At 68.2% G+C, this 14,521-nt stretch carries 13 protein-coding genes and 6 pseudogenes; 3 read left to right on the top strand and 16 right to left on the bottom strand.

Annotation, left to right across the window (positions count from 1 at the left end):
- Positions 1 to 292 precede the first annotated feature (292 nt).
- Positions 293 to 790, bottom strand: a complete 498-nt coding sequence (locus IEY95_RS32385; protein ID WP_189189716.1) for a GNAT family N-acetyltransferase — start codon at positions 788 to 790, stop codon at positions 293 to 295.
- A gap of 15 nt (positions 791 to 805) precedes the next feature.
- On the opposite strand from IEY95_RS32385, the pseudogene IEY95_RS51090 reads away from it, so the two are divergent.
- Positions 806 to 987: pseudogene (locus tag IEY95_RS51090) on the top strand (transposase); the annotation flags it as partial.
- A gap of 176 nt (positions 988 to 1,163) precedes the next feature.
- On the opposite strand, the gene IEY95_RS32375 reads toward IEY95_RS51090, so the two are convergent.
- From IEY95_RS32375 to IEY95_RS32350, 7 genes and pseudogenes are all read right to left on the bottom strand, one after another.
- Positions 1,164 to 2,138, bottom strand: coding sequence for an aldo/keto reductase (locus IEY95_RS32375; RefSeq protein WP_189189715.1), 975 nt, complete (start codon positions 2,136 to 2,138; stop codon positions 1,164 to 1,166).
- Between the two features lie 280 nt (positions 2,139 to 2,418).
- A pseudogene (locus IEY95_RS32370) lies at positions 2,419 to 2,588 on the bottom strand (IS5/IS1182 family transposase); the annotation flags it as partial.
- 22 nt (positions 2,589 to 2,610) lie between these two features.
- Positions 2,611 to 3,306: a type 1 glutamine amidotransferase domain-containing protein gene (locus IEY95_RS32365; RefSeq protein WP_189189714.1), complete on the bottom strand. Its 696-nt coding sequence runs from the start codon at positions 3,304 to 3,306 to the stop codon at positions 2,611 to 2,613.
- A gap of 97 nt (positions 3,307 to 3,403) precedes the next feature.
- Positions 3,404 to 3,535 (bottom strand): annotated as a pseudogene (locus IEY95_RS51085) (IS256 family transposase); the annotation flags it as partial.
- Between the two features lie 444 nt (positions 3,536 to 3,979).
- Entirely contained in the window at positions 3,980 to 4,198 is a 219-nt protein-coding gene (locus IEY95_RS32360; protein ID WP_189189713.1) for a hypothetical protein, read from the bottom strand.
- Between the two features lie 322 nt (positions 4,199 to 4,520).
- The gene (locus tag IEY95_RS32355) at positions 4,521 to 5,384 is read right to left on the bottom strand and encodes a DUF11 domain-containing protein (RefSeq protein ID WP_189189712.1); all 864 of its coding nucleotides are present in this window, start codon (positions 5,382 to 5,384) and stop codon (positions 4,521 to 4,523) included.
- Positions 5,381 to 5,551: a hypothetical protein gene (locus tag IEY95_RS32350; protein WP_189189711.1), complete on the bottom strand. Its 171-nt coding sequence runs from the start codon at positions 5,549 to 5,551 to the stop codon at positions 5,381 to 5,383. The genes IEY95_RS32355 and IEY95_RS32350 overlap by 4 nt, the downstream gene beginning before the upstream one ends.
- A gap of 204 nt (positions 5,552 to 5,755) precedes the next feature.
- On the opposite strand from IEY95_RS32350, the gene IEY95_RS32345 reads away from it, so the two are divergent.
- On the top strand, positions 5,756 to 7,159 hold the full coding sequence (locus IEY95_RS32345) for an SMI1/KNR4 family protein (protein ID WP_229703508.1): 1,404 nt from the start codon (positions 5,756 to 5,758) through the stop codon (positions 7,157 to 7,159).
- Between the two features lie 113 nt (positions 7,160 to 7,272).
- Here the strand turns inward: IEY95_RS32345 and IEY95_RS32340 are convergent, their stop codons facing one another.
- From IEY95_RS32340 to IEY95_RS50235, 7 genes and pseudogenes are all read right to left on the bottom strand, one after another.
- Complete coding sequence (locus IEY95_RS32340) at positions 7,273 to 7,584, bottom strand: hypothetical protein (RefSeq protein ID WP_189189710.1); 312 nt, start codon at positions 7,582 to 7,584, stop codon at positions 7,273 to 7,275.
- The gene (locus IEY95_RS32335; protein WP_189189709.1) at positions 7,581 to 7,766 is read right to left on the bottom strand and encodes a hypothetical protein; all 186 of its coding nucleotides are present in this window, start codon (positions 7,764 to 7,766) and stop codon (positions 7,581 to 7,583) included. The genes IEY95_RS32340 and IEY95_RS32335 overlap by 4 nt, the downstream gene beginning before the upstream one ends.
- A 526-nt stretch (positions 7,767 to 8,292) precedes the next feature.
- Positions 8,293 to 9,264: an alpha/beta hydrolase gene (locus IEY95_RS32330; protein WP_189189708.1), complete on the bottom strand. Its 972-nt coding sequence runs from the start codon at positions 9,262 to 9,264 to the stop codon at positions 8,293 to 8,295.
- Positions 9,265 to 9,510: 246 nt separating this feature from the next.
- Positions 9,511 to 9,856 (bottom strand): annotated as a pseudogene (locus IEY95_RS49425) (RNA-guided endonuclease TnpB family protein); the annotation flags it as partial.
- A 150-nt stretch (positions 9,857 to 10,006) separates the two neighbouring features.
- Positions 10,007 to 10,658: pseudogene (locus IEY95_RS32325) on the bottom strand (transposase); the annotation flags it as partial.
- Positions 10,659 to 11,219: 561 nt separating this feature from the next.
- Positions 11,220 to 12,209, bottom strand: coding sequence for an acyltransferase family protein (locus tag IEY95_RS32320; RefSeq protein WP_268240528.1), 990 nt, complete (start codon positions 12,207 to 12,209; stop codon positions 11,220 to 11,222).
- Between the two features lie 13 nt (positions 12,210 to 12,222).
- Positions 12,223 to 12,507: pseudogene (locus IEY95_RS50235) on the bottom strand (acyltransferase family protein); the annotation flags it as partial.
- 259 nt (positions 12,508 to 12,766) lie between these two features.
- On the opposite strand from IEY95_RS50235, the gene IEY95_RS32315 reads away from it, so the two are divergent.
- The gene (locus IEY95_RS32315) at positions 12,767 to 13,897 is read left to right on the top strand and encodes a hypothetical protein (RefSeq protein ID WP_189189707.1); all 1,131 of its coding nucleotides are present in this window, start codon (positions 12,767 to 12,769) and stop codon (positions 13,895 to 13,897) included.
- An 84-nt stretch (positions 13,898 to 13,981) separates the two neighbouring features.
- On the opposite strand, the gene IEY95_RS32310 is transcribed toward IEY95_RS32315, so the two are convergent.
- Positions 13,982 to 14,266: a hypothetical protein gene (locus IEY95_RS32310; RefSeq protein ID WP_189189706.1), complete on the bottom strand. Its 285-nt coding sequence runs from the start codon at positions 14,264 to 14,266 to the stop codon at positions 13,982 to 13,984.
- Between the last annotated feature and the right edge of the window lie 255 nt (positions 14,267 to 14,521).

Below are 14,521 nucleotides of genomic sequence, written 5' to 3'. Positions count from 1 at the left end.
TCCACACCTCCAACATGCTCCCAAACAGGGCCGAGAGGAAGACCTAACGGAGTCCTACTAGTGCTGTGACCGCGTAGGTTCGTCGTGCGCCGACCCGCACTTCTCCCGCCTGAGTCCACAGGCACGCGACCTACTCAAAGTCCCCTCCTGTCCCGACGACGCCCGCGGATTCCGAGGCCGCCTGCGCCGTCGTCCGGCGCATGTTCCACGCCATGAAGACGCGATGAACGGCACATCCACACAACGATCAGACGATTCTTTCAGGCACGATCCGGGCACCGCCTCGGACGTGTCACGAGGCGCGCGGCAGCGCGAGCCAGTCCTGCCAGGTAATGTCGCGGCCCAGACAACGGGGCTGCTGGAAGGGCCAGTCGGCGGCGATCCACTGTGGCACCAGCGCGTCGAGCGCGCGCTCCACCTCGCCGCCGGCGAGGTCGTCGACCACCCACCAGGAGACCTCTCCGTCGGAGCCGGTGCGCTCGGGCGGATCGATGTAGACACAGCCCAGGATCGCCGTCTCCTCCTCGTCCAGCAGCGCGTAGTTGAACGACTGGTGCGCGGCTATCTCCTTCTCGTGCCGCAGCAAGTCGATGCGGTCCTCTTCGTAGGTCATCGTCTCCTTGGGCCAAGCCCAGGCCGGGCCGAAAATCTTCCACAAGCGCTCTCGGGAGCCCATCACGGCGGGGTAGTCGAGCGCGGTGTCCGCCTCCCGGATCGGCCGCAGGTGAAGCGCGGTGTCGGGCACAGGTACGTGGACGGGGTGGACAAAGTCCTCAGGCAGCCAACTCATGAGGGTTGAGGCTACAACGGATCGGCGCGGCTGAACCGGGAGATCTAGCGCCGCGCGGATGTCGTCGGCGTCTTCCCAAACCCGCCGCTCTGGCCCGCCTGCCCGGCGCCGTGCCGGCCGAACAACACGACGCATGGCAGGTCAGCGACCACCGCTACCTCTCCGAGGGCTCCATGGACCAACTCACCGCAGAGAAGGCCCACATCACCGAACTGGCGGCGGCAGCCGAACTCGCCACCGCACAGTCAAGACACACCCTCGCCGACCGCTGCACGGCCGAACCGAGTTCCACCACCCCGACGAACATGACCCCCGCGCATCGCGGTGACTGTCGGTCGTTGCCGGTTGGCGCGAGGGTGGGACGGTCAGTACGTCAGTACCGGGCGCCGACGGGGGCCGGGATGGCGTCGAGGTCGGTGAGGTCGGCCGGGGACAGCTGGACGCTTGCGGCGCCTGCGTTGTCGGTGAGGTATTTCGGGGTCTTGGTGCCGGGAATGGGGACGACGTGGGGGCCCTGGGCGACGAGCCAAGCGAGGGCGACCTGCGCAGGGGTGGCGTCGATCCGGTCGGCGACTTCGCGGACCTTGGTCGCGATGTCGAGGTTGGCTCGCAGGTTGTCCTGCTGGAATCGCGGCAGACGCCGCCGCTGGTCGTTCTGCGGCAGTTCGTCGAAGGAGGCGAAGCGGCCGACGAGGAAGCCGCGGCCCAGCGGAGAGTACGGCAGAAGGCCGATGCCGTGCTGCGCGCAGTAGGGCAGGACCTCGGCCTGGACGTCGCGGGTCCACAGGGAGAACTCGGACTGCACGGTGGTGACCGGGTGTAGGGCCTGGGCGCGCTGGATCTGCTCGACGCTGACCTCGGACAGGCCGATGTGACGCGCCTTGCCGGCGGTGACGGCCTCGGCCAGGGCACCCCAGGTCTCCTCGATCGGGACCTGGGGGTCGATGCGGTGGAGCTGGTACAGGTCGACGTGGTCGGTGCCCAGGCGGCGCAGGCTGGCGTCGATGGCGGCACGGACATGCTCGGGTCGACCATTGGGCCGCACCAGCGGGGCACCGCCGGGGCCGCCGGTGGGGTCGATGCACTCCATGCCGACCTTGGTGGCGATCACCGCGCGCTCGCGCCGGCCGGCCAGGGCCCGCCCGACGAGTTCCTCGTTGGTGTAGGGGCCGTAGACGTCGGCGGTGTCGATCAAGGTCATGCCCAGGTCGAGGGCCTGGTGGATGACGGAGACGGAGGTGGCTTCGTCGCGCGGGGTGGCCATGTCGTAGGCGAAGCTCATCCCCATGGCGCCCAGGCCGATGACGCCGACCTGCGGTCCGCGGGTGCCCAGGGTGGTGTTACGCATGCTGTGTGTTCTGCCTTCGTAGCGGATCGGAGGATGCCGCGGCCGGCGCCGGAACTGGCCGACCGGTCGACTATTCACACCATAGGCAGCTGGGCGGGGGTGTCAAAGGCGAAAGAGGGTCTGGGCCGGGACCAGCTTTCTCGCACGTGATAGGCGCGGACTCCCAGCACACGTCGGTGCATTGGCTCCGATCGGTGTGGTGCGCCCGTGGATTCCGCTGGGGCCAGGCGGCAGGACCTCGTGAGGCACGCGCGCCGGCGACTGGCCGGTCCCCGGAGTCCTTGTAGCAACAGGTGGCAGCTGCGAGACCGAGAAGGGACAGGTAGTAGCGGGGATGACGCTCGTATCGGGGGCTGAGGTGCCTTTGCGGGCGACGCCGACGCCGATGCGCTTGCCGCGTAAGCATTTTCGCAGTTCAGACAGGTCGTACACCCGTGTCAGCTGTCGGCGGTGCGTCCCGAGCCAAGCAGACTCACTTGAGGATCTCCAGCAGCCGATCTGCCAAAATCGCGGCGGAATGAGGGTTCTGCCCGGTGATGAGGTTGCGGTCCTCCACCATGTACGGCTCCCAGATCGGACCGCGGCTGAAGTCAACGCCGACCCTTTCCTTCAGCTCGGTCTCCAGCAACCACGTTGCCCTGGAGGCCAGTCCAACAGCCTCCTCCTCCTCATTGGTGAAACACGTGACCCGGTAACCCTTGAAGGGCGACTCCCCGTGGATCCTGGTGGCCAGCATCGCGGAGGGAGCGTGGCACACGATCGCGAGTGGCTTTCCCGAGGCAAGCTGCGCTGTCAGCAGCCGGCCCACGTCGGCGTCGAACGCCAGGTCCGCCATGGGACCGTGGCCGCCGGGCAGGTACACCGCGTCGTAGTCCTCGAGGCGGATGTCCGACAGCTTGAGGGGCCGCCGCATTGCCTCCGCGGAACGGATGATGGCCTCCAGCTCGAGGGCCCCCTCCTCACCGCCCGCCATCGAGGGGCGCAGACTCATCATGTCGACGTTCGGGGTCACGCCGCCGGGTGTCCCCACCACGACCTCATGGCCGGCTTCCGTGACCTTCTTGTACGGCATCGCGAACTCTTCGGCCCAGTAGCCAGTGGCATACCTGGTGCCGTCCTTGAGTACCCAGTACGTCGCCCCAGTCACGATGAAGAGTACTTTCGCCATCACACTCCGCCTCCTCGTCCCCGCCTGACTCGTCGCGGAATTCCACTGATTTCCAGCGTAAGCACACATGTGATCTCGACGCATGCGACAGCTGGTCGAGCTGATTCGGTTCCGGCGGGGGAAGCCGGCGCTCGTCCGCGGGCGGTTTGGTGATGAGGAGTTCGGCCATGGAGGCTTCCGAGAGGTAGCGGCGGTCGAAGTCCTGCCACTCGTCGCGGAGTTCGGCCAGGGCCTTGTTGTGATGGAAGGTGAGGGCGTCGAATTACGACGACAATTGGCTGCTATCGGTCGGCCACACCACCACGGGCAGCGCGCGGGCCCTGCCGAGGGGTTGTGAACTGCTGTCTTCGACTCGCCCGACCTGGCCCGTTCCTTGTTGACCGTCTGTGCGGCGATCTCCTTGGCCCGCTTGGGAGACTCGCCACGGTCCTCGGCGCTCTTCTTGATGTGTTCGTACCGCCGCTCCCGCGTGGAGCTCGATCCAGCCAGCATGGTGTCTGTGCCTTTACTGAGCACGGAGATCCCCCGTGCGGCGCTCAGCCCGGGCTCACGGATGGTCGGCCTGCTGATCAGGCGGCACGTCGCCGTCTCCCCCGCGCTTGCTGCCCTTGTCGTGCCGAGGGCATGTTGATGTGGGAATCCCGGCGAAGGGGCACCTGAAGGGACCCATCAGTCAGTCACGCCGGGTCCACACTTCGGGGCCGCCGCCGTGCCACTCGACAACCGGCGAGTTGGCCACATCGAGCTGATCCACTCCCTCCCAGCCCGCATGTCGCATCATCTCGGCCAGGTTGGTCAGGCTGCAGGCCACTCCCACGATCTCTCCGTCAATCCGCACCTGCCGACCGCCCTCCTTGACGGGCGGGTAGACGATCACGGAGCGCTCGGTCATGTACAAAATCCTGCCCCCCAGCCCCCTAGCCCGCATCCGGAAACCCGCCTCACCCGCGCACAGTCCGTCGGCGGCAGTACCCGCTCTCGTCTCGCCCGGGTCACCGTCCAAAGTGGCCCGGCAGTCCAATTCTCGCTGGTCTCGTGGTGTGCGCAGCCGTCCGAGGCTCGGTGCTGCCGACTTTCCAGGCCCTCGATGTGATACCGCAGGCAGCGTAGGTGCCATATCGGATCCGAAGGCGATGAATCTGCGCGGCCGGTCCGTCAGCCGATCGGCCCGGCAGCGGGACAGCGCACAACATGCCTGGTCTGGGGGATGCGGATCAGACGGCAGACCAGTCGCACAGCCGGCGGGTGATCCGGGCGACGCCGAGCGCTGCGGAGGCGGCGTCGCGCACGAGAGTGACTCCCTGATGGCCGTCACCCTCGCCGGCGACCGGAGCTGTGCGATGACCCGCTTCGACGACCGTGCGCTGCCGTGGTTCGGGCTGTCCCCGTGGCTGGACCAGCCCGGCGTGCGTCAGGGGCAGCTGATCCTGGTGTCGCCCGGGTCGGTCCGGCAGAGGTTGGCCCCGGCTCCGCCGTCGACCCTGTCGACCAGTGCCCGATGCCGGTGGCCTGGTCGTGGTCCAGCCGGCGGGTGCGGCCAAAGACAGGAACGTCATCCCGGCCGGCACCAGGTCGGTGAGCTGTACGCCGTCGGCGGTGTCCGGGCCGTTGTTCGTCTGCCTGATCGTGTACGTGAGGTTCTGGCCTGCGGCGACCGGATCGGGCGTGTCGGTCTTCCGGACGCTGAGGTCGACCGACGGTGGCGGTTGCGGTGGCCGTGGCGGTCGCGGTCGCGGTGGGGCGATCGTGAAGCACTCGGTGGTCGCGTTGGTGTGCGTGGCCGACAGGTAGTGGTGGTCATTGGCGCTCGGGGTGAACTCGGCGCGCCGGCAGTAGGTGCCGCCTTCGCCGCCGACCGTCGCGGACGAAGCCCGGCCGTTGGCGTCCAACGTGGACGTGGAGACCAGCGTTCCGTCTGCGGAGCAGCCGCCGCCGTTGGCGGTCACGATCGGGGGCGGGCAATGGTGGAACGGCACCGTGCCGACGCCCGGCGCGTCCTCGGCGCCGACCGTGACGACCTCGTGCTGGACGGTGTTCAGCGAGTTGGTCAAGCCGCCCGGCGTGGCGGTCGTGGTCATCGGCGGACTGAGCAGGTCGTGTTCGGCTGGATCGTGATCGGCTGCAGGTAGCCCTTCAGGTTGCCGTTGTGGCCCGATCCCGTGATCGACCGCAGATACAGGCTCGCTGCGGACGAGCCGGGGCAGCTCGGCGCGATGCCGGTCAGTGCGCCGACGTCCAGCGCCACCTCGAAGAAGGACCCTGCGGGAAGTGTCTGCCCGCTGAAGACCGCAGGCCAGCCGTCTCGTGAAGCCGCGCGCTCACGTGCCGCCCACGGGCCTCGCACTGGTACGCGACGGCCCCGTCGTCACGTTGAAGATGACCACTCTGACGCGGGCCGGTACCACCCCGCGCCCCCACGAGTGTCAGTGGTCCCGCGTACGGTCTGCGCATGGTTGATCAGAAGCCCACCCTGCCATCGATACTCGACTTCGCGACCTGGGAGCCCGTGCTGCGCCTCCTGCTGGCCGGCAACGCTGAGAGGCATGCTGCCCGGTCTGCTCGTGTGGCGGGACGCATTGGCCGGCGTGGCTGGAGTCTGGCCCTGCAGCGACGGATGCCGCCACCAGGCCGAGCCTCCCAGGTTGAGGACATGCAGGAGGAGTTCGACGCGGTGAAGCGAGTGCAGAGCGCGCTCGCGGACGCCGGAGTCGACGACGTCTCGTTCACGGCGGAGGTCCAACCGACTGGGAAGACCACGCTCCGCCTGCTCGGGCCCAGTCCCGCCGTGGAGCCCGGCATCGGCACCCCGCATCCAGGGGCGCTCATACTGGTCGAGGGCGCTCTTCCCCAGCCCTGGCGCTGCCCTCCCGATCCGGTGCCCGGTGCGGTGCCGGCCCCTTCGTCGGATCTGGAGCTACTGGAGCGGACACTCCGTGAGCGGTTGCCCGACGCCATCGGCGCGACGGATGCGGAAATTGCCGCTGCGGAAACGCGCCTTGGCATCACCCTGCCCGAGGAGCTCAAGGTGCTCTACCGGGTGACACGGTCCCGGTGGGAGGACTGGGGCGACGACTATGAGGCAGTGCAACGTGAGTGCATGGCGGTCGGCTGCGAGCTCTTCACGTTGGACGGCCTGTACGTCGCCGACGCGTCGTCCCGCCACTGTCGCTGGGAGTTCGCGGCGATGGAGGCGGTCGTCACCCCGCCCGACGCCGCGGTGCAGGGCGTGGTCGGCTCACCCGGCTGGATCGCCTTCGGGGACAACGGCGGTGGCGACCGGCTGGCCATCGATCTGACACCCGGCCCGCGTGGATACATGGGGCAGATCATCATCCTCAGCCACGAGGAGAACATCGGCGCCTCCCTGGTCGCCGACTCGCTCACCGACCTGGTGTTGAACCGGCACAGCAAGCGAGGTGGCGGCTCGGCCGGAGACCAGCCGTCGGCAGTGGCGCGCGTCAACATCCGAAGCCTGCCCAGCATCGAGGCAGCCGCACACCCCGGCCTGGAGGTCCTGTCCATCGGCGTATGGGACGCTGAGCCACTCAGCCTCGCCCCGGTCACCGAGCTGCCCCGCCTGCGGACCCTTACCGCCTACCCCGGTACGCTCGCCGATCCTCTGGAGATTGCCGAACTCACCGGGCTGGAGTTCCTGGAGCTCGGTCCGGAGGAGTGGCGTACCCTCCTCGATGCGAGTGCCGTGCCGCGAAGCCTGTCGGCCGCCGCCATCACTGTCCATGGCAACCAGGACACCCTGCCGATCGTGGCCATCGCCAACGAGCTCCTGGCTCTCTGGGACCGCCCCCCGATCATCCAGACCGTCATCGAAGGCGACCTCGGCCCCATGCCGTAGCCAGCAGGCCAACAACCGGTCATGCAAAAGGAGACCTTCCAGACCTTCCACGGCCGACCGGCAAGGCGATCGCCACCCGCATTCCCCCCTCGGCGCCATACGGCAAGTCCGGGCTACAGGTCGAGGACCGCGCGGAGCGCGTTGTCGATGAGATTCTGCTGTTCGGGGCCGACGTTGCCGATCAGGGTGGCGGTCTCGAAGCGGGATAGGGAGAGTTGGAGGAGGTTGACGGCGACGACCGAGGCGTCGACCGGTGCGGTCAGGCGCACGCTCATCGCGGTGTCGGGATGTGCGGCCGGGGCGTGCAGCACCAGGGTGACCACGGCGCCGTAGATTTCGGCGAGCCCGTCGAGGCTGACAACGAGGACGGTGCGGTTGCCCTTGCCGGTGTCGACGTCCCAGACGTCGCCCTTGCGGACCGTCACAGGGCGTCGCCCTCGCCCTCGAGATCCAGGGGTGCGGTGGCGGCGAGCTTGCGGGCGGCGTCGAGCGTCATCTGCCGACGCACGGCCCTGACGATGTAGTCATTGAGCGAGGGAGCATCGGCTGCGGCGTCGCGCAGCGGCTTGTCCATGGCGTCGGGGATCCGCAGAGTGATGGCAGTCATGACACCAAATCTAGTGGCATGAGTGCCATCATCGCAGCCCCCTCATTCGACGGGGCCCGCCATGCGTCCGATTTCGGACGTATGCCCTGCCCCATTCCGGGGGGTGCAGATGGCGGAGACTGGCGAGGCCGCCGCGGCGTGGCACGTCCACAGCGAGCCGAAGCCGTACGACGACGCACCGTGGCGGCCGCAGCGAGGACCTGCGTCGCGTACCCGGATCGCCGCGGGGTCGGCGCTGCAGCGCTCCGGGGTTCGCCGCATCACGGTGATTGCCGAAGAGCTCGCGGACCAGGGGCTCGTGCCCGCGCCCACGACCCGGACTGTACCTTCGAGGGCCCTGTTCACAGGGCGCGTTGGCCGGCACAGCCTCGTCCGCCTGCATGCCGTCGGCACAGGCACGCGGCCGAGGGACGGCACACGGAAGAGGGCCCCGGGCGGGACATCGTTTGGACATCGTCCCCTCACGCTCGCCCCACTGGCCCCCGGTCGCAGAAAACGACGAGGTACTACTAGAACTAGTGGAGTGCTAGGAGTGCAGGGCCCGGCGCAGCGCCTCGACGGCCAGCGTGCGCGCGACGACGGTCGCCTTGGAGTCGCGCAGGCTGTCGAGCATGAGGAAATCGTGGACCATCCCCAGCACGCGCACCGCGGTGACGTCCACGCCGGCCTCGCGCAGCTTGGACGCGTATGCCTCGCCTTCGTCCCGCAGGACGTCGGCCTCGTCGGTGATGACCAGGGTGGTGGGAAGGCCGCGCAGCTGCTCGATGCCGGCCCGCAGCGGGGAGGCGTAGATTTCGGCGCGCTGCTTGGGGTCGGTGGTGTAGGCGTCCCAGAACCACTTCATCCCGTCGCGGGTGAGGTAGTAGCCCTCGGCGAACTGCTGGTAGGAGGGGGTGTCGAAGTTGGCGTCGGTGACGGGGTAGAGCAGTACCTGGGCTGCCAAGCGGACATCGCCGCGTTCCTTGGCCATCAGCGCGAAGACGGCCGACATGTTGCCGCCGACCGAATCGCCGCAGACCGCGATCCGGGAGGAATCGAGGTTCTGCTCCCCGCCGTTCTGGATGATCCACTTTCCGACCGCGTAGTTCTGCTCGATCTGGGTGGGGTACTTCGCCTCGGGGGCCAGGTCGTAGACCGGGAAGACAACCGCGGCCTCCGATCCGACCGCCAGTTCACGTACCAGCCGGTCGTGCGTGGTCTCGTCACCGAAGACCCATCCGGCGCCGTGGATGTACAGCACCACCGGGAGGGTTTTCATCATTCCCTTGGGCCGGATAATCCGGGCGCGGACCTGCCCGTACTTTCCTGCGTCGACGCTCACCCACTCCTCGTCCACCGCGGGCTTGTCCACCCCTTCTCCGGTCTGCAGGCCATCGAGCAACTCGCGGCCGCTCTCCGGTGGGACTTCGTAGATGCGCGGGTGCTGTGCGGTGGCATCCGCCAACTCCTTGGCCGCAGGTTCCAGAACGGGGGTCGGGACAGACGCGGACGTGGGCATGTTGACAGCTCCCCTCTGAGCGGATCCGGCCATGGCACAGCGCCGGCCATCTCCCATCGTCTCTCTGCAGCACATCGGCGCAACCTCGGGACAGGGACCACGCCGTCGCCGAGAAGGTGCCCGCCCCGCCCGGCGACCGGCACCCTGGCGGTGCGGGGTTGAACTCCTCCTGCAGCATGGGGATCTGACAGGCGTTGACTGCTCCCCTCCTTGGAGGGAAGGGATGGCTGAGCGGGGATTTCTGGCTCACGCTGCCAGAGAGGGCAATGCCCCATCTGGTCTTCCACGATCAGCACCAGCCGGGGTCAGACCAGCCCGGACCAGCATCACGCCGGCGAAGTTCTTGTCTCTCGGCCAGACGGCTCCGCACTCGGTGCAGGCGTAGGTTCGTATCGAAAGGGGCAGTGCGTGCTCGGTTCTCGCTCCGCTCTGTGCGCAGTCCATTGGCTGCCTGCCTTTTCGCCGCCTGACAGGCCTTGGAGGCGGCCCGTCCCTTCGGTGCTTTCCTGCGGGCCATCATCCACAGGTAGCGGGCAGGCTTCGCGGCGCTGTTCCTGCCGTACTCGGGGTGGGGCAGGTCGTGGACGCGGCTGAAGCGCAGCCAGGCCAAGGAGATGCCGGGCGCTAGTGTGGCGACCACATCACCGTCAGATACGGAGAGTTACCTGCTGTGAGCACTGGTGCCGTAGGCCCTACGCCGACCTCGGACTTCTACTGCCACCAGGCCATCCCTGGGATCGCCGGTCCAGCGTTCGCCGGCCTCGGGGGTACGGAGTTTCGGACGGGTCCATCCCAGAGGCTGCTTGATTGAAGGTGTGCTCCAGGTCGAACCTCCGTAGGAACGCCTGCCAGCGCACGTCGACGTCCTCGCGGGACAGGCCGGTGGCGGAGGACCACAGCCAGAGCGGCAGCGGGTCGTTGCCGCCGGGCAGGCGGTCGACCTGGAGGTGGATCAACGTGCCTTCGATGATGGGGAGTTCACCGGTGTGGTCGATCAACGCGGAGCGTGTGGTCAGCCTCGGGTGGATGCGGTCCCAGGCCATCGCCCCGCTGGTCGGCGCGTCCGGGCGGAGCCAGTTGCTGACGTCGACCGCGAGGACCAGGCGCCCGTCGGCGGCCTGCGGCATGGGCAGGCCGGCCAGCACCTGTCGCAGCCGGGGCACGTCGACGTTCCCATTGTTCAGCCCGTCGTACATCGCGCCGTGTCCGCGCCGGTGCTCGGCAACCAGCGTCAGGTCCACCGGCGCCCTAACCGGCCCGTCCGCACACAGCAACGCGTCCACCAGCTCAAACAGTTCGTCCCCCCGCGCGGTCAGGCAGTCGAACAAGTCCTCCCGGAAGCGGGACGCTTTCGCGAACGCTTCCCCAGGACCGGCATCAGGCAGCAGACTCACCCTCACGGCCTTCGTCTCAATCGGTGCACCTTGGTCGGAGCACATGATCAGACGAAGGCCGCCCCAGCGTCCGGCGAATACCCAGGCAAGCTAACCCGCTCGACATCGTTCGAGATCGTGGCACGATGTACGGCATGACGACGAACCGAAAGGTCCATGCCGCGTAGACGGCCAGGACACATCCGAGCTGGGATTCCCCTCCGCCGGACACTAAAGGCAAGGCCGGACATTGACGGCTTGTCTTCGCGCGCACTGTCCGAGATTTTCCGTCTCGAACGCACTCGCAACTATCTGCAGCCAGGAGACGTCAGCGCGGCCATGCGCCTGTGGAAGGACTACGTCCACCGCCCCGAGCGCCAGCTGTGGCATGACTACGAGTGGGGCAACGTGCACTGGTACTGCTGCGGTGATCCCCTCGAAGCCCGTGCTCTCCTGCACACCGTGATGCAGGCAATGTCACCTCGAAACGCTCGCGAACTCCGACAGGTCCTCAGCCGGTTCGACGCCGTTTGGAACCAACCGTCACCGCCGTACGACCCAAGCGAAGGTTAAAGAACAAGCTCAGGGTGTCCTTCGGTTTCTCCTCCTGGCGCACCACCGTCCACTGAGGGACCAACACCAGCGCCGTGCCCAGCGCCAGTCCCAGTGCGGGCAGCACGGGGAACCGGCCGTCGTGTGCGAAACCCTGCGCGGCAAAACTCGTGAGGGCCGCGACGCTGATGGCCAGGCCGAGCCACAGCAGCCAGGGACGGCGCAGGTCGTCGTCCGGACGGGTCCGCTCGTACAGCACCGCCACAGCATGCTCCACGGCCGCAATACCGGCACGACCCCGGCCAGGACGACGCCGAGCACCAGCAGCCACGGCACCCGTAGCCCCCACCACGCCGCGGACCCAAAAAGGGGCTCGGGCGCCAGACCGGTCAGATAGAACGCCGCCGCGACGACCAGCACCGGCAACATGTGCCACAGGTACAGCGTCATGCTGGCGCCGCCCACAGGCCGCACCACGCGCCACACCCGCTCATGCTGCAGGAGGCGCCGTACCGCCGGTGCAGCCAGCAGGCACAGGCCCACCTGAGCCACCGCCCACGCCAGCATCGCCGCCGACGGCGGATTGGTGTTGCTGGGGGTCTGCCCGGTCACCAGGAGCAGGCTGACGGGGAACGGCCCGAGGGCGACCAGCGCCGCGAAGGCCAGCCCGCCGCCGACCGCCAACACGGCCGCCACCAGCCGGCGCCGGGTCAGCAGGCCGTCCCGCCAGCAAAAGCCCAACTGGTAGGCCACTCCCCACACGAGCACGTAGTTGAGCAGTCCGGCGTACGGCGCGTGCACGATCGCCACCAGCGCGTCGGCCGCCACGGCGGCCGCGCCCATGGCCACAGGGACAAGGAGCCCCCAGCGCCGATGCACCGCGTGGAGCAGCGGCGTCAGGGCACTGAGGAGCAGATACACCGGCAGGAACCAGAACTGCATCGCCATCGCCCACCCCACCAACGCCAGGGTGTCGGGGTCTGCACCGACCGCCGTACAGATCCCCACCGCGAGCAGCACCCGCCGTCGGCAGCAGCAGCCGCAGCGCCCGCCCTCCGACCCACCCGGTGGCCGTTCCGCCCGCCGCGCGGGCACGCGCCCAGGAGCCGCCCGCGGCATGTCCCCCAGCCAGGAAGAAGAGCGGCATGATCTGGAACACCAGGGTCAGCCACTGGGTCCAGGGAACCTCCGCCAGCAACTCCGGTGCAGTGATTTCCCCGCCGCTCCCCCGGACCAGGGCGGTGATCAGCCAGTGGCCAGACACCACCAGGACGATCGCCCATGCGCGCAGAAAGTCGACGTAGCGGTCTCGGCTCATGCGTCGTCATGCTGCCGCACAGCGGCTGCGATCGCGGCAGAAAGCCCGTGTCGCAATCCATCCGTGCCCAGTACGACACCACCACCGCCGCACGCTCCGGCAAGCAGGTGGCGATCACCCGGGGCCACCGGGACCGAGGGCCCGGTTCCGTGCGCTGCTGGAAAGCAGGCGCAGTCCAAGGGGAGAGTCTGAAGAGCAAGCTGGAGGGGCACGTTGGCCCGCTCGGTCGATGTCAGTGGCCCCGTTTACTGTTTGGGCCATGAGCAGGTGGATGCACAACACTCAGTTGCTGGCGGAGCAGGCCGCCCAGTACCGTGCCCTCGCCGAGCGCGGCGATCTGCGGGAGTTGTCCCGCGTCGTCATGCGGGCCGCCTGCCACAACGGCTCCATGACAGGTGTGGGTTCCGAGGGCATGAAGCTCTTGCGGGCGTTGCCCGACGACCAACGACACGAACTGGCGGGCATATGGGCCCGTTGGTACGCCCATGTGGAGGGCGACTGGACCGCCGAGGAGTTCCGGCGGGACCTCGGCTACCTCCGCGCCGAACTGCTGTTGGTCGCGTCCGGTGTCGTCCGAGATCTCGACGGCGACCTGCTCGCTGCCGAACGCCAGGAGCAGTTGGCCGCGTTGAGCAGCCAGTACGTGATCTGGTCGTCCCACCGGATCTGGGAGCTGGCTGATGCGGAGCTCGCGGCCGGGCGCGTCCCCCAGCCAGCGATCCTTGCCGCGTTCCGGCGCACGGCTGCGGCGACAACCCTCCCGGGTCTACGACGCACGGCTGCGGCGGCGAACGGCAGGGAACCGGGACTGCGGGATCTGCTGACCAGATTTCCCGGCCCGGTACTCAACCCCGGAGAGCCGTGGGCCGACCAGGCGCTCCAAGAAGCGGCAATCGGAGGCGAGCCGTGGCAACGGCTGCTCGCCCATGCCGCTCCGGCGACTGCGGGTGCTCCCTCGGCGACGTGGGAACGCAGCGCCCTGGCCCTCCTGGAAGCCGCCGGCCCGGAAGCGGTGCGGCGAGGTGTGCTGAGGTGGTTCGGGCTGGCCGGTCTGGATCGGACAGTCCCGCTTCTGAGTCACCCACACCTCTCATACGATGTGAACAGGTGTCACGACCCCTACAACACACACGTGCTGCGGGGACTTGCCTGGTCGCTCTCGCTTCTTCCGCCTCACCCAGACACCGTCCCTGCGCTTGTCGGCCTCGTCGAGGCCGCTCTGGACAATCGCTCCGGCCACCTCCGCTCGCCCCAAGTGGCCGAAGCGGGCATCGTCGCCCTGACGCGGATCGGCGGCCAGGCGGCCCGTGCAGAACTGGAGACCCTCAGCAGGCAGGTCGAGCACCAAGGCATCTCACGGCGCATAGACAAGGCCCTGGCCGCTCAATGATCAGCCGAACCCAAGACTCGCCCCAGCTCCTCGCGGCATGCTGCCGCCAGGGCTGTGCGCAGGGCCTTGCCACTCCAAAGGATGCTACCCAGCAGCTACAACTGGGCCGGCCGTGACCTGAGCAGGGTTGGGGAGCAGTGAGGCGATGTTGTCCCGTACGAAGTCCGCCGCCCTCTTGACCGACTCCTCGGCCCCGGCTCGGTCTTCAAAGACGCTGGTGGAGAGCATCACTCCATCCCCGGCATCAACCCAGTAGTAGGCCACGAATCCCGGGACTTGGCGTAGGAGAGGCACGAATCCCTCGTCCACTCGGCGTCCCGCCTCGGCAGGATCCGTCACCCCTTCGTACCGCCGGACTACTGCGTACATAGCTGATCTCCTCACGGATCCCATGGTCATCTCGCGAAACGTCATACCCCCCGCCGTGCGTCTCTCGCTCGCGGGATGTCCGGAAGGCACTCGAATAGACGCATTGGGGATCCAAACCGGGCATCCGCTGTGGCGAGCGCTGAGGAACGCGGGCTTCACGGGCACTTTCGCGCATCCTGACACCAATCGCGTAGCACCCGTTCGTCGTCTGTAGCCATGACCGACTGGCGGCCACGACCCGCTAGGCGGGCTGCC

The sequence above is a fragment of the Streptomyces albiflavescens genome (assembly GCF_014645835.1).
GTDB lineage: Bacteria > Actinomycetota > Actinomycetes > Streptomycetales > Streptomycetaceae > Streptomyces > Streptomyces albiflavescens.
Note: the sequence above shows the minus strand (reverse complement) of the source record. Positions and strands in the feature narration are given on the sequence as shown.